Raw genomic sequence first — 18,704 nt, forward strand, 5'->3', positions numbered from 1 at the left:
ATGAAGCATGGATTTTCCAGAGACAGTGCACTACAGTTACGCAAAACTGTATGGGTTAAAGACCAGTACACATGGAAGACACTATGGTCCTTGGAACAGACGCCGGCACGTTGGTCGAACGCGTCATGCTGGCTATCAGACAGCGGATTGCCGGACGTACCCTGGTGCCGGGCGCCAAGGTTCCGTCCATCCGGGGCTTCGCTGAAACCCTGCAAGTCTCGAAGTCCACCGTGGTGGAAGCCTATGATCGCCTCGCTGCCGAAGGGGTCATCCAGTCACGCCGCGGCTCGGGCTTTTACGTCACCGGGCATCTGCCGCCGCTGTCGCTTGCCGAACTGGGCCCGCGCCTGGACCGCGTTGTCGATCCGTTCTGGGTGTCGAGACAATCGCTGGAAGCCGGCGCGAACGCCCTGAAACCCGGTTGCGGCTGGCTGCCTGCATCGTGGCTGCCGGAGGCAGGGCTGCGCCGTGCGTTGAGATCCGTCGCGCGCACCGACGGGGCCGTGCTGGCCGACTACGGCACGTCCCTCGGTCACCCGGCGCTGCGGCAACTGCTCGCCCGGCGCATGGCGGATCGCGGCATTGAAGCCGCGCCTGACCAGATCATCCTCACCGAATCCGGCACGCAAGCGATCGACCTGTTATGCCGCCTGCTGCTCGAACCCGGCGATACAGTAGTCGTCGACGACCCCTGCTATTTCAATTTCCTCGCGTTGCTGCGCGCTCACCGGGCCAAGGTCGTCAGCGTTCCGTACACGCCGGCAGGCCCTGATATCGACCTGTTCGCAAAAGCCCTCGCGGAGCATCGGCCGCGTCTCTACATCACCAACTCGGCGCTTCACAATCCAACGGGCGCCACGCTGTCTCCGGTTGTCGCACATAGGCTTCTCAAGCTCGCGGACCAGTCGGGCCTGACCATTATTGAAGACGATATCTTCGGTGACTTCGAGCACGAATCCGCCCCTCGCCTGGCAGCCTTCGACGGCCTGGAGCGAGTGGTCCATATAGGCAGCTTTTCAAAGAGTCTCTCGGCGTCGGTGCGCTGCGGTTTCATCGCGGCCCGGCACGACTGGGTCGAGCGATTGATCGATTTGAAGATTGCCACGTCATTCGGCGGGGGACGTCTTTCTGCCGAGCTCATTCTCGGCGTGCTGAAAGACGGCACCTACAGAAAGCACATGGAGAGCTTGCGAGAGCGTTTATCCCGTTCGATGGGACAAACAAGCGTGCGGCTGCAAACGCTTGGCGTCGAACCATGGATCGAGCCGCGAGGCGGCCTGTTTCTCTGGTGCACGCTACCTGAAGGACTGGAAGCCACGGACGTGGCCCGGCGGGCACTGGCCGAAAACGTCATCCTCGCACCGGGCAATGCGTTCAGCGTTGCGCAGTCCGCAAGCCGGTTCCTGCGTTTCAACGTCGCCCAATCGACTGACCCGCGTGTGTTTGCCGTGCTTGAGGCAGCGATGAACGGGTGACGCTCATCGCACCAAACACGTCACGCGAACCCCACCGCAGTGCTTCACGCCTGCGCCATCCTCGCCAGCGCTTCGCTGATCAACACTCGCGTCAATTCGGCCGCCGGCAGTTCACGCCCAAGCCGCGCCGCCTGCCCCGACCACAGGCTCGTGAAGTCGCCCTTGCCTGCCTGCTCGGCCTTGGCCTTGAGCGGCGCAAGCGCGGCGCCCGCAAGCGGAAAGGCGGGTGCCACAGTGGACAGCGGACCTAGTTCACGGATTGCCCGATTGATGATGCCGCGCGCCGGCCGGCCCGTGAATATGTTCGTCAGCACGGTGGAGTCATCCTGGGACTCGCGCAGCGCAATACGATGCACCTCGGGTACCTTCGCCTCGGGACAAAACAGATACGCGGTCCCCATCTGCACAGCCGATGCGCCCAGTGCGAGCGCAGCGACAATCCCCCGCGCGTCGGTTATGCCGCCTGCGGCGATCACGGGAACAGAGACGGCGTCGACCACTTGCGGCACCAGCGCAAAGGTGCCGACCTGCGCGGCATAGTCCTGCGTCAGGAAGTTTCCGCGATGCCCGCCTGCTTCAACACCCATCGCGATCACGGCGTCACATCCATGCGCCTCGAGCCAGCGCGCTTCCGCCACGGTTGTTGCCGCCGCTATGATTTTCGCGCCGGTCGCTCTCACGCGATCGAACAGGTTTTTATCTGGCAGTCCGAAATGAAAGCTCACGACCTCGGGTTTGAATTCCTCCACGATCGCGCAGAAGTCGTTGTCGAACGGGCGACGGCCTGCCGCGGGCGGCGTGACTTCGGGATCGAGTCCATACTCGACGTAATACTCCGCCAGACGCGCGCGCCATGCCATGCTGCGCGCTGCATCGGCTTGCGGCGGAACATGACAGAAGAAATTGAGGTTGATCGGGGCACGGGTTTTAGACCGGATCAGCGCAACGCCGTCACGCGCCTGCTCCACGCTGAGCAGCGCGCAAGGCAGCGATCCCAGGCCGCCCGCTTCGCCCACAGCTATGGCCAATTCGGGCGTACCGGGACCTGCCATGGGCCCTAGAACAATAGGTGCTTCAATACCAAACAAGTCGAGAATCCGACGATCGCGCCACGTGCCCATGCTCTTTTCTCCTTGATGATGATCGCGGTGCGTGAGTACCCTGGATCCATCCGTTGCACTCGGTTTGACCCTGAGCGCAGCCCGGCTGCATCGAGGTTTAAAGCCTGCCTGAATAAGCGTGCGTCAGTGCGCGCGTTGCTTCTCAATGGAACCGCTTGATTCCGGCTTCAGGACAGCGCTCAGTCCACGCTGTCAGCAGCGCAAAGCTTAGCAAGCTTTCATGAAACGAGCGGCGCTTTGATGTGATAATTGCTATCACTTTTCCCGATATCGAAGGTCGACATGGACGCTGCCGATTTACGCATATTCGAGTCGGTTGCGCGAAACGGCAGCATGAATCGCGCGGCGCTTGAGCTTCATACTGTTCAATCGAACGTAACGGCGCGGGTTCGGCTGCTGGAGGAGGAACTGGGCGCACCGCTCTTTCACCGGCACCACCGCGGCGTTGAGCTGACGGCTGCGGGCCGCAGGCTATTGCCTTTCTCCAGACAGATGGCACGGTTGCTCGACGACGCACGCAGCGCCGTCAGGGACGACGGTGTCCCGCGTGGACCGTTGATTATCGGCGCACTGGAAACCACCGCCGCACTGCGCATGCCGACTGTGCTCGCGTCGTTTGCGCTGGCCTATCCGCAAGTGGACATGGTGGTGCGCACCGGCACCACGGCGAGCCTGACAGACGACGTCCTGCAGTATCGGCTCGACGGCGCGTTTGTCGCGGGGCCGGTGCATCACGAAGACCTGTCCACCGAGGCCATCTTTCGAGAGGAAATGGTGCTCGTGACAGCGCGTCACATTCGCTCGATTGCCGAGCTTGCGCATTCGGGCAACGTGAAGACTATCGTCTTCCGGACCGGATGTTCGTATAGGGCACGGCTTGATAGCGTGCTGACGCGGCATGGCTTGCAGGTCAGCACGCCGCTGGAATTCGGCTCGCTCGACGCCATGATCGGTTGTGTGGCCGCGGGCGTTGGCGTGACGCTATTGCCGAAAGGCGTAGTCGCCGCGGCGTGGCGTGAAGGCCGCGTGGCGGTGCATGATGTCGCGCCGGAAGATGCCCGCGTGGACACGTTGTTCGTGCGTCGCCGTGACGTGTACGCGAGCACCGCGCTTAACGCTTTTCTCGAGATTGCGCGGCCGGTTGTAACGCCCGCGCCCGCGCTTGTGATTGCCTGATCGACGCGGGCTTGAGCAATCAGATTGAGGTTTCGCGCATGTCCGCTTGGGTGACCCCGCGCTTCGGCGATGTCACCTATCTTCATGGCTGCATTCTCGTTTCGACATGGAGCATGGCAGGACTTAGAGCGCACTCTAAGTCAAGCGCTTTCCGGCATTGTGCCGCTGGCCGCGAGGCGCGAAAAGTTCACGTACCATACGGCGTGCGCAATACCGGCTAGCCCCATTTCTTCAACGTCGCGCATTCAAATAATCTCCAAAGAGACGCGAGCTATGGAATACGTCCTTGTTTTAGTCGTCGGCGTGGCAGCCGGCATGTTGAGCGGCATCATTGGCACGGGATCGTCCATGATGCTGATGCCGGTTCTCGTGATCTTCTTTGGTCCCCAGCAGGCTGTCCCCATCATGGCGATTGGCGCGATCATGGGGAATCTCGGCAAGGTCGTCGCGTGGTGGAGAGAGATCGACTGGCGTGCGTGCGGCGCCTATTGCCTGACGGCAATTCCGGGCGCGGCGCTTGGGGTTCACACGCTGTTGGCGTTGCCTGCCCGGGCTGTCGAAATAGCCCTGGGCGTATTCTTTGTAGCCATGATCCCCACCCGGCGATGGCTTGCGCGGCGCTCGGTAAAGTTCAGCCTTTTGCACCTCACGCTGATCGGCGGCCCGGTCGGATTCTTGACCGGCATTGTTGTCTCCACGGGTCCGATCACAGTGCCTGTTTTCACCTCTTACGGTCTTGAACGAGGCGCTTTCCTCGCCACCGAAGCCGCCGGATCACTCGCTGTGTACGGCACGAAGATCGCCGCGTTCAAGGAGTTTGGCGCGCTGCCGGCGGGTGTCGTGTTCCAGGGGCTGATCGCGGGAGCCGCGCTCATGACCGGATCATTTTTCGCCAAGTCGATCGTCGTCCGCATGGCGCCATCGACATTCAAATTGCTGGTTGACGGACTCATGCTGTCATCCGGTCTCTCTTTACTCTGGGCAGCGGCCGGCCAGTAGTAGTCGCCAAGCCTGTACTTCCATGGTGCCCATTAACCTGCGCAAATAATGACAACGTTGCCCTTGTCTCGCCTTCGAACCGCGGCGGTCCTCGCTTCCATGTTTGCCATGTATGGATGTGCCGCGGTGCAGGAAAGCCGTTGCGCGCCCGGCGAGGAACGCGCAGTCGACGACGTGATGGTTTTCGGCACGGCCAAACCGGCTGGCGTTGTTACACCCGCAGAGTGGGCGGAGTTCCTGCGAACCTCGGTGACACCCCGGTTCCCTCAAGGGCTGACGGTCTGGCAGGCATCAGGACAATGGAAGGGTGCCGATAACACCATCGTCCACGAAGCCTCGTTTGTGCTCAGCCTGGTACATCCCGACGACGCGCCTGGCGAAGCTGCAGTGCGTGCAATCGCCGACGACTACAAGTCGCGCTTTAGCCAGGAGTCCGTGCTTCGGATCAAGAGCCACGCTTGCGTTTCCTTCTAAGTATTCGAGGTAGCCGTTTCTCTTAGCGTCCCTTAAGCGACAGCCCAGCACATAGCTCAAGCCGGCAAAGATAGGCATCCGGTTCCGCAGTCTTTCATCACACTTAACGTCACGCAGGTCCGGGGAGTTTTCACCCGGAACCTGTCACGTCATTCGCTCCCCCACCCATCCATTGCGTTCAACTTCGCACTTGCCAATCTCGAAAAACTAGTTATATTATGACTAGACATATTAAGACTAATCGATATCCATGACCCGCTATTCCCCGGTTGCCCTCGCCGTTCTTGCCATGCTGACTGAAGCGCCCATGCATCCCTACCGGATGCAGCAACTCATCAAGGCGCGCGGCAAGAACGAGGTCATCAATGTCAGTCAACGCAACAGCCTTTATCAAACGATCGACCGTTTGATGCGCGGCGACCTGATAGCCGTGCGCGAGACCGAGCGCGATGGTGCATTCCCTGAGCGCACGGTCTACGAAATCACCGAGGCGGGCCGCGATACTGCCCGGCTCTGGCTGCGCGAACAGCTCGCTCAACCTGCGCACGAGTTTCCGGCCTTCCCGGCAGCGCTTTCATTTCTGCCCGTACTGACGCCGGAGGATGTGTGCCGGCAACTCGTTACACGCATCGGTGCGCTGGAGCGCGAACTGGCTCGCGTTGACGCGGTAGACAAGCACGCCCAAGCCGTACAAGTGCCGCGTTTATTCCTGCTCGAGGGCGAATTGATTCGCGCCAAACTCGTGGCCGAACTGGATTGGGTGCGCAGCGTGGCCACCGACCTGAAGGCCGGCGCCCTTACCTGGAGCCCGGCGTGGCTGGAGGAAATCGCACAACGCTTTGTGCTGCCCGCCGACGCGAGCTCGTACAAACTGAACACGCCCACCACGGGCAAGGAGACGAAAACGTGAACCGCGAACCCATGAACGTCATCATCATCGGCGCCGGCACGGGGGGCTTATGCCTCGCGCATGGCCTGAAGCAGGCGGGCATCAACGTGACCCTCTATGAACGCGACCGGACACGGACCGATGGTTTGCAGGGTTATCGCGTGGGCATCAATGCGCATGGTGTTGCATCGCTAAAGGCCTGTTTGCCGCCCGATCTGTTCGCTACCTTCGTCGCCACATGCGCGCGTACGCCTCGTCATTTCAACGTCCTGACGGAACGATTAACCGAGTTGTTGTCAGTCACGCTCGACGAGGAGTCCATGGGCGGCGGCAAATCCGTGAGCCGGATGACGCTGCGGCAAGTGCTGATGACCGGACTGGAACAGCACATCCACTTTGACAAGACGTTCACCCGGTACGAGCAGCACGCGAACGGCAGCGTGACCGCGTTCTTCGACGACGGCACGCAAGCCACCGCTGACCTGCTGATCGGGGCGGATGGAGCGCGCTCGAAGGTGCGCCGGCAACTGCTGCCCGAAGCGCGGCTGGACAACACCGGCATTGTCAGCATCGCGGCCAAGGTGCCAATGAGCGAGGCATCGCGCGCGCTGCTGCCGCCGAAGGTGCTGGACGGCATCACGCTGATCAACGCACCGAAGGGCTTCGGCGCCATCGTGCATGTGATGGAGTTCCCGTGGAGCGCGGACGGTCCCAAGGAAGGCGTCGGCAGCAGCAACGCCGAGCTGATCGCGCGCTGGCCCGGCCTGCTCTTCGACAACACCCGCGACTATCTGATGTGGGGCGTATGGGGCGCGCTGCATAACCTGCCGGCTAATCCCAAAGCCCTCGGCCAACCCGCGCTGCTCGCGCTGGCCACCGAGATCACCGACGGCTGGCATCCGAATCTGCGCGCGCTGATCCGCGCGTCTGATCCGGGCACCACCTTTGCCGTCGATGTCCGCACCTCGGTCCCCGTCGGCGCGTGGCCCACCACCAACGTCACCGTCCTGGGCGACGCGGTGCACCTGATGACGCCGGGCCGGGGAGTGGGCGCCAACACCGCGCTGCGTGACGCTGCCCTGCTGGCCGCCCGCTTGGGCGCGGCTCAACGCGGTGAGCTATCGGACCACGACGCGCTCGCCGGTTACGAGGCGCAGATGCGCGAATATGGCTTCCACGCAGTAGCGGAGTCACGCAAACAGTTCGACGCCAGCGGTGCGATACATCGGCCGGTGGTCGGGCGCGTAGCGTTAGGCGCAATGCGCACCGGTTTGCGAGTGGTGAACAATGTACCGTTGCTCAAGCGCCGCATGATCGACGCGGAAAACGATTTTCGTGGCGTAGAGCGTGCACAACAGTAGCCAGGCGGGATAACTTCACGGTTGCGACCACTCTGAGATTTCACGGCCACCGATGAAACCTTCGACCCAACCGCCGTCCCGGAAACGCCGGCATCTTTTGCAGTTCGCAGCCGGATTTTCATTTTTATCGGGCGTCGGGAAACCAGTGGTCACCTCGGCAGCATCCGGTACGGGTGCGCGCGTGCGTCCCGGGGATCCGGGCTGGCCATCCGAGGCACAGTGGAACGAACTGGGCCAGCAAGTCGGCGATGCACTCGTCAAAGTCCATTCGCCCTTGCTGGCTTGCCGGAACTCGCCCGATAGCGCCGACTGCCAGCAACTGTTCAGGGAACTCAAGAACCCCTATTTCCTGGGCGACGAAGTCGGCCTGACACAAAACCTCGGCTGGGTTGACGCGTGGACATCGAAACCCAGCGTCTATGCGGTGGCTGCGCGCAATACAAACGACGTCGTCGTCGCCGTCAACTTCGCACGCCAGAACAATCTGCGGCTGGTTGTGAAGGGCGGTGGCCACAGCTATCAAGGCACATCGAATGCGCCGGACTCCCTGCTGGTCTGGACACGAAAAATGAACGACATCACCCTGCGGGAAGCATTTGTCGGCGCGGGATGCGAGGGTCACGCATCACCGGTGCGGGCAGTGACTGTCGGGGCCGGCGCGCTCTGGGCGCACGTCTACGATGCGGTCACCACGCAGGCAGGCGGCTACGTGCAAGGCGGCGGCTGCATGACGGTCGGCGTGGCCGGCCTGATCCAGAGCGGCGGGTTCGGCAGCTTTTCAAAAGCCTACGGAATGGCCGCGGGAAGTCTTCTCGAAGCCGAAGTCGTCACGGCGGACGGTGTGGTCCGGATCGCCAATGCCTGCACGAATCCCGACTTGTTCTGGGGGCTGAAAGGCGGCGGTGGTGGCAGCCTGGGCGTGGTCACCCGGCTCACGCTGCGGGTCCACGAACTGCCCGAGACCTTCGGCGCGGTGAACATGACGATCAAGGCCACGTCGGCGCCTGCGTTCCGCCGGTTGATTGGCGTGATCATCGACTTCTATCGGCAGAACCTGCTGAACCCGCACTGGGGCGAACAGATCACGCTGCGCCGCAACAACGTCCTCAAGATCTCGATGGTGTTCCAGGGACTCAGCCGCAGCGAAGCACAAGCGGTATGGCAACCATTCATGGATACGCTTGACGCATCCCCTGACGACTTCAAGGTCGAGTTCTCGCCATTGAAGATCGCCGCCCTCTCGGCCCGCAGTTTCTGGGCTCCCACGCTGTTCAAGAGGCTCCTTGGTTTCATGAGCACCGACGACCGGCCGGACTCACCCAAGGACAATATCTTCTGGACGGGTAATCGGGGAGAGGCGGGGCAAGTGCTGCACGGCTACGAGTCCGCCTGGCTCCCTGCGGCCTTGCTGCAAGATGACCAGCGTCAAGCTCTCGCCGACACGCTGTTTGCCGCAAGCCGCCAATGGAGCGTGTCGCTGCACGTCAACAAGGGCCTGGCGGGTGCGCCGGGCGAAGCCCTCGCTGCAGCAAGGGACACCGCCATGAACCCGGCCGCGCTGGACGCCTTTGCGCTGCTTATATCCGGGGCGGAGGGTCCGCCCGCCTATCCGGGCATTCAAGGCCATGAGCCGGATAGCGAGTTGGCGCGCAGGAGCGCGCAGTCCATCGGGCGCGCGATGGACGAAGTGCGCAAGCTGGTTCCGGACCCGGGTTCTTACGTCTCCGAAAGCAATTTCTTCAACGCGGATTGGCAGCGGGCTTTCTGGGGCTCGAATTACAGCAGGCTGCTCGCGGTCAAGGATCGGTATGATCCCGATGGCCTCTTCTTCGTTCATCACGGCGTAGGGAGCGAACGCTGGAGCGCCGACGGCTTCACGAAACTTGTATAAGACCCACGCGGGTTGAACATCCGCGCGTGTGGCGCTTGAGTTGTCCCGCCTCCCCTTTATAGAGCCATTTCAACGATGCCATCCAATACCACGCAGCCGCCATCCGATGAGGCATACGAGCCTGGGGGACCGCATCGCCGGCTGGCGCTCGGTGAAGACCGCCATGTCATCACGCACGGCCTCAGGACCTACTTCTGGCAGGACATCTATCACATCGCACTGACGGTCGGATGGCCGCTGTTCTTCGCGGTCGCTGCCCTGCTCTTCCTGCTGCTCAACTTCGGGTTCGCGTTGCTGTACCTGCTGGGACATCACGCTATTGCAAACCAGTCTCCCCCGGGTCTGCTAGGCGCATTCTTCTTCAGCGTGGAGACGCTTGCAACGGTTGGTTACGGCGACATGCACCCGGATACCATCTACGGCCACAGCGTTGCCACGCTCGAGATCTTCGTCGGGATGTCAGGCATTGCGTTGACGACCGGCATGATCTTCGCGCGGTTTTCGCGACCTCACGCGCGCATCCTGTTCGCCAAGCGGGCAGTGGTGCGTCCTATCGACGGCCGGATGACACTCATGGTCCGCGCCGCCAATGCGCGTCAGAACGTGATTGTGGAAGCGAAGGCCAAGATGCGGCTGATGCGTTCGGAGACCAGTCCTGAAGGGTTTTATCTTCGTAAAGTGCATGACCTCCCGCTGATCCGCGAACAGCATCCGATCTTCCTGCTCGGGTGGAGCCTCATGCATGTCATCGATGAAGAAAGTCCGCTCTTTGGCCAGACGCTCGAGTCGCTCAAGGCGAGCAACGCCGAGCTGATGCTGATGGTGGAAGGCCTGGACGAAACGACGGCGCAGCCTATGCAGGCACGTTATGCATGGGCGCCGGAATTGATCCTCTGGCAGCATGCCTACGTCGACCTGATGTTCGAGCGGGACGGTGAGACGCATCTCGACTACGGCAAGTTTCATGATGCCGTGCCGCTCTGAAGCGGGTGCCGGTTCGCCGCGCCTGGCTGGAACTGATCCGGCGGTTCACCCAGTCACTGTATATGGTGGGCCGATTCCTTAGCGGATAATCTGAAGCTGTTATTCCGCCGAATGCCATGCCATCTGATTCCCTCCATGGAAGCGAACCATGACTGCCGCCAACAAGACCGTTCGAATGCTGACCCACTACAAAGCCTGGGCCAACGATCTCATCTTCTCCATGCTGAAGGACATGCCTTATGAAGAGGTTATCCGTCCACGGCAGACGCGCTTCGGAAACATGGTGCACACGCTGAACCACATCTACGTCATAGACGCCGTGTTCCAGGCGCATCTTCAAGGACGCGACCATGGTTACTCGGCACGCAATACACCCACTCATCCATCCCTCGATGAACTGTGGAACACAGTCCGGACCATGGACCAGTGGTATGTCGATTTTGCGGAGGGTCTATCCGCCGAGGATCTCGACCGGTCGATCCACTTCAAGTTTATTGGCGGTGGCGAGGGTGTCATGACCTGCAATGAAATGATTCTGCACGTGGTCAATCACGGCACCTATCACCGGGGGTTTGTCGGCGACATGATGTATCAGGCAGGTGTCACGCCATTGGCCACCGATCTTCCCGTGTTCCTGCGCGATGTGGCTCAAGTGGCTTGAGCGTCCCATGGCTTACGGGTTCATGGTTCCCGCTCTGGCGTGCCGGTCTTCGCGCGGCGACCGTTGAAAGCGTTTCTTATAACAACGCGCAAAATAAGAAGACGACTCGAACCCGCTTGCAAGACTGACTTCCATGATGGAGAGGTCCGTTTGCTGCAGCAGTTGGCGGCCTCGTTCCAGTCGCAGGTTCAAATAGAATCCGGCCGGCGACTCGTCCATGCCGGCCTGGAAAAGCCGCTCGAGTTGCCGGCGAGTGATGCCGACATTCAGGGCCAGCAGATCGATCGCCACGGGTGTTTCAATGTGCTGCTCCATCTGCGCAATGGCCGACAGCAGCCGGGTGTTGTTCACGCCATAACGCTCAACGAGCGCCGCGCGCTGCAGGTTTTTCTGCGGGCGAATCTGCCCCAGCACGAACTGGTCGGCCACCCGGATCGCAAGATCCCGCCCATGACGTCGCGCAATCAATTCAAGCATCAGGTCCATTGATGCCGTGCCCCCGGCCGACGTGATCCGCTGACGGTCGATCTCGAAGATCTCGCGGCTGACGCGCAACGCCGGATAACGCTCGACAAAAGCCGCGACCGTCTCCCAGTGAACCGTCACGCGAAATCCCTGCAGCAATCCGGCCTCCGCTAACACGAAGGCGCCGGTGTCCACGCCGCCAAGAATGATTCCCGCGGTCGCCTGCCGTTTCAGCCAGTGCCTGAGCGTTCGGTCGAGATACGCCAGGGGATCGTACGCCGCGACCACGAACAGGATCGAGGCCGCCTCAAGCGTGGCCAAGGGGCCGTCCACCGCCATCGACATACCGTTGCTTGCCTGCACCGGATGTCCGTCCGCACTCAGCACCTTCCAGCGATACAGGTCTCCGCCAAGCCGGTTGGCGGAGCGCAACGGTTCAGCTATGGCTGCGAAGTCGAGCAGCGAAAAACCGGGCATCAGCAGGAAAACAATGAGTTCGCTCATGAGGCGGACACTCCGACATGCGTTAATGATCGATTGTCGCAAAATTAGCAATCAAGGTCGCATTTTTATTATTTAGTCTGGAACAGGAACCGTAGAGTGGGTGGGACGTTGAATCACTAGCGGATCAGCGCGACGCACCGGAAAATTGAAAAATCAATATCAATCAGGATAACGTATCTAATCAAGCGGCCGAAGATCTGGGCATGCAGGCAGCAACCCGACCCCGACGAACGCACCACATGACATGGAGATATACATGAACGCAGCTGCAAGCCCGGCCAACGAAACATTCTCCGCAGACTGGAGAACCTTCAAATCGACTCATCGTCTTCAGACTGTCAAACTCCTGACCGACAGCGTGGAGACAACCTGGGACGATGACCGGATCAGCAGCTACCATTTTCTATGGCTGCGCGACAATTGCCCGTGTCCCCAATGCGTCCATCCTGCTACCCGGGAACAGATGTTCGAGGTAGTGGACGCTCCTGAGAACCTGGCGGCCGGGAGCGTTTCCCTTGATGTCACTGGTGGGCTGAATGTGCACTGGAGCGACGGTCATCGCAGCACGTACGAGGCCGGCTGGTTGCGTTCCCATGCCTACGATGAAACGTCCCGCAGCGAGCGTGCAGACCGGCTGCGCAGCGTTCGGCCGTGGGACAGCAAGCTGGCGATCCCGACATTCGACTACGCGTCCGTGATGTCATCGGACCGTGTCCTGCTCGACTGGCTGCTTGCAGCGCGTGACGTTGGATTGACCCTGCTCACCGGCATGCCTGAAACCGACAAGGCGGTGGAAACAGTGGCGAAGCGCATATCGTTTATTCGCGAGAGCAATTTCGGCATGACCTTCGAAGTCAGGACGAAGGTTGAAGCAGTCGACAGCAATGCCTACACGGCCCTCGAATTACCGGCACATACCGACCTGCCGACCCGGGAGCTTCAACCCGGTTTGCAGTTCCTCCATTGCCTGATCAATGACGCCACCGGCGGAGAAAGTACCTTCGTGGACGGATTCGCGATCGCGGCGGCTTTACGAGCAGGTTCACCCGAAGACTTCCGCCTGCTGTGTCAGCACCCGGTGGAGTTCTGGAACAAGGCGCCGCAGAGTGACTATCGAAGTTATGCACCTATCATCGGCCTCGACTCGCGCGGCGAGGTGAGTGAAATCCGGCTGGCGAACTGGCTTCGTGCCCCCTTCAACTTGCCAGCCTCCGAGATGGGCGCTTTCTATCGTGCATACCGGCACTTTTCCGCGCTTACCCGGGATTCGCGATTCATCGTGAGTCACAGGTTGGAAGCGGGCCAGATGTGGTGCTTCGATAATCGCCGGATCATGCATGCTCGCAAGGCCTTCGATCAGGCGAGCGGAAAACGCTTTCTGCGAGGCTGTTACATGGATCGCGACGAACTGCTTTCGCGCATTCTTGTACTGCAGCGCAATGATCCAGGCCGTTCAATCCGCGCCGCTTAAGCGACGCTCGCCGCCGTCATTCACCTTGCTTTGGCGATGTAGCGGCCCATCGCCGCTGCATCGCCTCCACAAGATGGCGCCACAGAAATTCAGCAGCGGGAGAAAGGCGCCGGCCAACGCGCCGTATTGCCTGGCTGCTGAATTCGCGTGCGATCGGATGCTCCAGTTCAAGTGCAACCAGACGCCCCGCTTCGAGATATTGCCGCGCCGCGTCCGTCGACATGAATGCCACGCCCAGTCCCGCTGCAGCAATGGCCTGGGCAGCCGAGAAAAGATCGCAGCGGTACGACAGCGTCAGGTTGAGCCGCTCTGCACGAATGATGGCGTCAAGGTATTGCTGCGCGCCAAAACGCTCGGGCATGAAGATCAGCCGCTGATCGCGCAACTGCTCAAAGCGAATGCGCCGCTCACCCGCCAACGCATGCCGCGGACTGACGAGCGCACAGAATTGCGCCGCCCGGAAGGTTCGGGAACGTATGGCGGGATCGCTGCCGCCGCCCGCGCACAAGCCAAGATCGACGTCGTCGTTGCGCACCATCGCGATGATTTCAGATGTCGCGCCACTACGCAGTTCCACCACGATGTCAGGAAACTGCAAGCTGAAACCCTCCAGCACAGTGGCCAGCAGGTTCTCGACGAATCCCTCGCCCACGCCAATCCCCAGCCGTCCGCGCCGCAGGCTTCTGAAATCTTCCAGTTGTGCCAGCATGTCCGCGTCGCGACGGCAACTCTCGCGGAAATGTTCGACAAGGCTTAGCCCGATCTCGGTCAGCACCGCGCGCCTGCCGCGCCGCTCCAGCAGCACCACGCCGTGATCGCGTTCGAGTGCGCCACTTGCCGGCTGATCACGGAGCCGTTGATGGCTAGCGCGTCAGCGGCAGCACGCACGCCTCCGTGCAGGTCGATTTCGTGCAAATATCGCAGGCTCCGGGCGCTAAGCAGATTCTCCCGGGCAGGCGTATTGTCTTTGGCCATATCGTTGTCTGTTGACATGCAGGTCAACATTATCGGCCAGGGAACGTCATTGATTAGCAGATTTTGAAGCAGAATACTCGCCCATCAGATTTCTTACAGAGAGACACCCACGACCATGGAAAACACCCAGGCTTTTTGCTCGCTAGACGACACCACGGATCTCCGCGATGAACTAAGCGCGATCCGTCATCGGCTACATCAAAATCCGGAGCTTGCGTACAGGGAGTTTCAAACCTCCGACCTCGTTGCGCATAACCTGGAAAGCTGGGGTTACAAGGTGACGCGCGGCCTGGGCGGAACCGGCATGGTCGCGTCGCTCACGGCAGGTACGGGCAAGCGCGCCGTAGCCGTGCGCGCCGACATGGACGCGTTGCCGATTCCTGAAGAAACCGGCTTGCCATACGCCAGCCGCAACGCGGGCCTGATGCACGCCTGCGGTCACGACGGTCACACCACCATGGTCCTGGGCGCCGCGCGCCACCTCGCCCGCACGCGTGCATTCAACGGCACCGTTCATCTCGTGTTCCAGCCTGCCGAAGAGATCGGCGCGGACAGCGGCGCCATGCGAATGATTGCCGACGGCCTGTTCGAGCGTTTCCCCTGCGAGGCAATCTTCGGCCTGCACAATCATCCCGGCTATCCCACGGGCACGTTCATGTTCCGCAGCGGTCCCTTCATGGCGGCATCGGATACGGTCAACATCACCATTCACGGCCGCGGTGGCCACGCGGCGCGCCCGCATCTTGCCGTGGACCCGGTCGTGATCGGCGCGGGTCTGGTGACCGCGCTGCAAACGGTGGTCGCGCGCAGTATCGACCCCATGCAAACGGCCGTGGTCACGGTCGGCGCATTCAACGCGGGGTATGCTGCCAACGTGATTCCCGAATCGGCGCGCTTGCAGATCAGCGTCCGCTCGTTCGACCCCGCTGTGCGCAAGCTGCTCGAAGCACGTATCCGCGCGCTGACGGAGGCTCAGGCGAGCGCGTATGGCGCACGCGCGGAGATTGAATACGTGCCGGGTTATCCGGTCGTGATCAACAGCCAGGCCGAAACGGAACTGGCGTTGCAAGTGGCGCGCGAACTGGTAGGTGACGACCGCGTTGTCGATAACTTCGGCCCGATCGCAGGCAGTGAAGATTTCGCTTATTACCTGCAGAAGAAGCCGGGATGTTTCCTGCGCCTGGGCAACGGCGAAGGCGCGCCGATGCTGCATAACGCGTCCTACGACTTCAACGACGACAACCTCACCGTCGGCGCCGCCTACTGGACCCGCCTGGTCGAGCGTTTCCTCGCGCAGCAGGTCGCAGTAGGCTTCAAGCCGGTGAATCAATAGCAGTTCGGTAGCCATTAAAGTTTGCACATTGCGCGATGCCTCGGCATCGCGCTTAGCCGTGCGCAAGACCCAAGCATTCACGGGACTTCCATGTCAGTCATTACAGCCCAGCCCGCTAAAGCCGTTTCGCAAAGCAAGATCGTGATTGCCGCGATCATCGGCAATCTGCTCGAGTTTTTCGACTTCACCGTCTATAGCTTTTTCGCGCTTACGATCGCCAAGCTTTTCTTCCCGGCGCACGATCCGGTTATCTCCACGCTGCTCGCGCTGTCCGCGTTTGCGATTGGCTTTGTCGCGCGTCCGGTCGGCGGCTTCGTGCTGGGTCACTATGCGGACAAACGTGGCCGGCGTGCCGCGCTGACCCTGACCATTTTCCTGATGGCGATCGGCTCGGCCATGATCGGCCTGGCGCCGACTTATGCAAGCATTGGCCTTGCCGCACCGGCCTTGATCATCTTCGCTCGCCTGCTGCAAGGCTTCGCGCAGGGCGGCGAATTCGGCGCCGCCACCGCGACGCTGCTCGAGACGGGTTCGGCTAAGGGCCGCGGTTTTCGGGCTAGCTGGCAGCTGGCGAGTCAAGGCGCCGCCGCGCTGATGGGCTCGGGTATTGCTGCATTGCTGACTTACCAGTTAAGCGGTGAACAACTGCTTGACTGGGGATGGCGCGTGCCGTTCCTGATCGGCACGCTCATCATGCCGGTTGGCGTGTATCTGCGCCGGCACATTGTGGAAGAGCCGCCGAAGCAGGCCAGGGCTGCCGGGTCCAGCCTGGAGCCGGGTCTCGTGCGCAAGTGGTTCCTGACGGTCTTCGCCATCATGGGCATGACGGTGGCGACCTATGTACTCATGTACTACATCCCGACCTATTCAATCCAGTACCTGAAGATGCCGGCCAAGCTTTCCATGCTCGTGTCGATCTTCGCGGCGATCGTTTCGCTGACACTGTGTCCGATCTGGGGCGCGTTATCCGACAAGATGCAACGCCGCAAGCCACTGATCCTGGTGGGGCGCATTGCGCTGATCGTGCTGCTTTATCCGGCGTTCTGGCTGATGAACCAGTTCCCCTCGTTGCCGGTCATGGTGGCGTTGATCGTGCTGCTGATGCTGTTCTACACAATGGGTTCCGCACCCGCCTATGCACTCATGCCGGAGAACTTTCCGAAGCACGCGCGTGCGGGTTATCTGGCGAGTGCGTATGCGGTGGCGGTGTCGGTGTTTGGCGGCTCGGCGCAACTGGTGGTTGCCTGGCTTATCAAGGTCACCGGCAATACGATGGCCCCCGCGTGGTACATGATCGTATGCGTGATCATTTCGCTGATCGCCGTTTCCATGCTCGATGAAACCGGTGGGCGCGACCTGACCTGATGTTCGGGAAATAGCAGCAGGGGCGACCAAACCTGCATGAAACGCGATGGGTCTATAAGGCTGGGCGCTCAGGCGCCCAGCCCTTTTTTTTCGCTTTGAGCGAACGCTTCCGCGAGACGGCCCGCGGCGCAGCTTGCACCATTTCAACAACGGGTCTCAAGCCCGCTTTACAATATCGGCGCCAGACCCGCCCGGATCGTGGGCATCAACCCCGCCGTGCCGGCCAGGGGCTCGCGCCATAGAACAATGGAACGTTAGTTCGAGGCCGGTGCGGGCGCGGACGCCGCAGGCTTATGTTTGCGCGATCCTGCGTGCCTCTTGCCTTGCTCATTCCGGAACAGCGGGTCAGCAATCTTCTTCTGCTCGTCGGACAGCGTGGCGTAAAGGGCGCTGAACGACGCGGCCAGCTTCTGCATGTTATCGGCATGCAACTGGGCCAACTCGGCGTAGGACTTCATGGCGTCGTCCGCACTGTCCGAGGGCAGCTTGTGCGCCCGATCACGGAAAGCCTGGTCGGTCTTGGCCGCGTTGTCGCGCATGGTTTGCGCAAAGGCATCCCATTGCGGCGCTTGCTGACTCGTGATTTTCATTTCAGCGTGCAGATCGTTGATTCGCTTCTCCACAAAATCCGCATGCTTTTGCGCACGGCTGACGGGCGCTGACGCAGCCGCAGAAGGCGCGGCGGTTGAATCGCTTGCCGCCGAGGCCTGTGCCCATGCGGAAGTCGTGAAGCAGGCAAGCGCCAGCAATGCAGGCGCAACAGCAATACGAGGAGAGAGTTTCATGTTGGGAGTTTTAATTGAGTTGTTGGATTCGCGACGTTTTATCAGGGCGCGTCAGGGTCGTGCCGCCGGCTAGTGAGCTATCAGCAGGGTTGCCAGCGTCAATAGCCCGGAGGATAACTATTCGGGTAATAAGCTACGCCGGGCGGGGGCGGGGGTGGCGGTGCCGAATACACGACAGGAGGGGGTGCCTGTGTCGCGGCCCCCGCAATAGCTGCGCCCGCAACAACACCCAGCAGCGCGCCGACAAGCAGGCCACCGCCTCCTCCGCCCCCGCCGCCGCCTCGATAACCCCCATGGTTATAGCCTTGACCGCCATAGTATCCACCGTGGCCGCCGCGATCGTCACGGTGTTGCGCTTGCGCCGGCAGCACGGACGCTGCAGCGGCGACCGCGATAGCGACCATGCCCAACCGGCGATATATCGAACTTCGGGAATGCTGCGTCATTACGCTCGTCTCCTTTCAAGAGGTGAAGTATCTGCATCGACAACCGCGGCAAAATTACCGATGAAGGACGATGAGGGGCGACGCAACCAGCTTAGCCCCCATTACTTACAGTTCCGTCGCACAGAACTGTCTGCGACCCTCGTGCGTCTGATAACCCGCGGTTCAAAAAAGTTTCCAGAGTAAAGGCAATCGACTGATCAATTCCTTTTAACTTGCAGGCGAAATAAAAATCCTGGCCTGAACCGCGGCGCGTTATTCCATTTCTAATTCAATAGTGAATCAATCATCCACGGCCACGCGACGATGGAATGAACCCGTTGGTGATCCAG

The 18,704-nt window shown here is 61.1% G+C and carries 18 protein-coding genes; 12 read left to right on the top strand and 6 right to left on the bottom strand.

Going from position 1 to position 18,704, the window contains the following annotated elements; genetic code table 11:
• Positions 1 to 83: 83 nt before the first annotated feature.
• Entirely contained in the window at positions 84 to 1,475 is a 1,392-nt protein-coding gene (locus tag AWB69_RS36290; RefSeq protein WP_231937347.1) for an aminotransferase-like domain-containing protein, read from the top strand.
• Between the two features lie 44 nt (positions 1,476 to 1,519).
• Here the strand turns inward: AWB69_RS36290 and AWB69_RS36295 are convergent, their stop codons facing one another.
• Entirely contained in the window at positions 1,520 to 2,596 is a 1,077-nt protein-coding gene (locus AWB69_RS36295) for an NAD(P)H-dependent flavin oxidoreductase (RefSeq protein ID WP_062091613.1), read from the bottom strand.
• 282 nt (positions 2,597 to 2,878) lie between these two features.
• On the opposite strand from AWB69_RS36295, the gene AWB69_RS36300 reads away from it, so the two are divergent.
• From AWB69_RS36300 to AWB69_RS36335, 8 genes are all read left to right on the top strand, one after another.
• A complete protein-coding gene (locus tag AWB69_RS36300; RefSeq protein ID WP_062091614.1) occupies positions 2,879 to 3,772 on the top strand; it encodes a LysR family transcriptional regulator in 894 nt (297 codons plus the stop codon).
• A 273-nt stretch (positions 3,773 to 4,045) separates the two neighbouring features.
• A complete protein-coding gene (locus AWB69_RS36305; RefSeq protein ID WP_062091615.1) occupies positions 4,046 to 4,771 on the top strand; it encodes a sulfite exporter TauE/SafE family protein in 726 nt (241 codons plus the stop codon).
• Positions 4,772 to 4,819: 48 nt separating this feature from the next.
• A complete protein-coding gene (locus tag AWB69_RS36310) occupies positions 4,820 to 5,245 on the top strand; it encodes a DUF3574 domain-containing protein (RefSeq protein WP_062091616.1) in 426 nt (141 codons plus the stop codon).
• Positions 5,246 to 5,495: 250 nt separating this feature from the next.
• Positions 5,496 to 6,155: a PadR family transcriptional regulator gene (locus AWB69_RS36315; RefSeq protein WP_062091617.1), complete on the top strand. Its 660-nt coding sequence runs from the start codon at positions 5,496 to 5,498 to the stop codon at positions 6,153 to 6,155.
• The gene (locus AWB69_RS36320) at positions 6,152 to 7,495 is read left to right on the top strand and encodes an FAD-dependent oxidoreductase (protein ID WP_062091618.1); all 1,344 of its coding nucleotides are present in this window, start codon (positions 6,152 to 6,154) and stop codon (positions 7,493 to 7,495) included. Before AWB69_RS36315 ends, AWB69_RS36320 begins: the two co-directional genes overlap by 4 nt.
• 145 nt (positions 7,496 to 7,640) lie before the next feature.
• Positions 7,641 to 9,386: an FAD-binding protein gene (locus AWB69_RS36325; protein ID WP_231937348.1), complete on the top strand. Its 1,746-nt coding sequence runs from the start codon at positions 7,641 to 7,643 to the stop codon at positions 9,384 to 9,386.
• A gap of 75 nt (positions 9,387 to 9,461) precedes the next feature.
• The gene (locus AWB69_RS36330) at positions 9,462 to 10,370 is read left to right on the top strand and encodes an ion channel (protein WP_062091620.1); all 909 of its coding nucleotides are present in this window, start codon (positions 9,462 to 9,464) and stop codon (positions 10,368 to 10,370) included.
• Positions 10,371 to 10,518: 148 nt separating this feature from the next.
• On the top strand, positions 10,519 to 11,031 hold the full coding sequence (locus AWB69_RS36335; protein ID WP_062091621.1) for a DinB family protein: 513 nt from the start codon (positions 10,519 to 10,521) through the stop codon (positions 11,029 to 11,031).
• A 12-nt stretch (positions 11,032 to 11,043) separates the two neighbouring features.
• Here the strand turns inward: AWB69_RS36335 and AWB69_RS36340 are convergent, their stop codons facing one another.
• The gene (locus tag AWB69_RS36340; protein WP_062091622.1) at positions 11,044 to 12,000 is read right to left on the bottom strand and encodes a GlxA family transcriptional regulator; all 957 of its coding nucleotides are present in this window, start codon (positions 11,998 to 12,000) and stop codon (positions 11,044 to 11,046) included.
• A 256-nt stretch (positions 12,001 to 12,256) separates the two neighbouring features.
• Between AWB69_RS36340 and AWB69_RS36345 the strand changes: the two genes are divergently transcribed.
• Positions 12,257 to 13,471: a gamma-butyrobetaine dioxygenase gene (locus tag AWB69_RS36345; RefSeq protein WP_062091623.1), complete on the top strand. Its 1,215-nt coding sequence runs from the start codon at positions 12,257 to 12,259 to the stop codon at positions 13,469 to 13,471.
• A 16-nt stretch (positions 13,472 to 13,487) separates the two neighbouring features.
• Here the strand turns inward: AWB69_RS36345 and AWB69_RS36350 are convergent, their stop codons facing one another.
• Positions 13,488 to 14,279: a LysR substrate-binding domain-containing protein gene (locus AWB69_RS36350; RefSeq protein WP_231937349.1), complete on the bottom strand. Its 792-nt coding sequence runs from the start codon at positions 14,277 to 14,279 to the stop codon at positions 13,488 to 13,490.
• Positions 14,240 to 14,446: a helix-turn-helix domain-containing protein gene (locus AWB69_RS49860; RefSeq protein WP_231937350.1), complete on the bottom strand. Its 207-nt coding sequence runs from the start codon at positions 14,444 to 14,446 to the stop codon at positions 14,240 to 14,242. The genes AWB69_RS36350 and AWB69_RS49860 overlap by 40 nt, the downstream gene beginning before the upstream one ends.
• Positions 14,447 to 14,561: 115 nt before the next feature.
• Between AWB69_RS49860 and AWB69_RS36355 the strand changes: the two genes are divergently transcribed.
• Together AWB69_RS36355 and AWB69_RS36360 are read left to right on the top strand one after the other, a co-directional pair.
• Positions 14,562 to 15,779, top strand: a complete 1,218-nt coding sequence (locus AWB69_RS36355) for a M20 aminoacylase family protein (protein WP_062091624.1) — start codon at positions 14,562 to 14,564, stop codon at positions 15,777 to 15,779.
• 90 nt (positions 15,780 to 15,869) lie between these two features.
• On the top strand, positions 15,870 to 17,144 hold the full coding sequence (locus tag AWB69_RS36360) for an MFS transporter (protein ID WP_062091625.1): 1,275 nt from the start codon (positions 15,870 to 15,872) through the stop codon (positions 17,142 to 17,144).
• Between the two features lie 254 nt (positions 17,145 to 17,398).
• Here AWB69_RS36360 and AWB69_RS36365 read toward each other — a convergent pair whose 3' ends face one another.
• Entirely contained in the window at positions 17,399 to 17,929 is a 531-nt protein-coding gene (locus AWB69_RS36365; RefSeq protein ID WP_062091626.1) for a Spy/CpxP family protein refolding chaperone, read from the bottom strand.
• A gap of 98 nt (positions 17,930 to 18,027) precedes the next feature.
• Positions 18,028 to 18,375, bottom strand: a complete 348-nt coding sequence (locus AWB69_RS36370; protein WP_062091627.1) for a hypothetical protein — start codon at positions 18,373 to 18,375, stop codon at positions 18,028 to 18,030.
• Between the last annotated feature and the right edge of the window lie 329 nt (positions 18,376 to 18,704).

The organism is Caballeronia udeis, assembly GCF_001544555.2.
In the GTDB taxonomy this organism is placed as follows: domain Bacteria; phylum Pseudomonadota; class Gammaproteobacteria; order Burkholderiales; family Burkholderiaceae; genus Caballeronia; species Caballeronia udeis.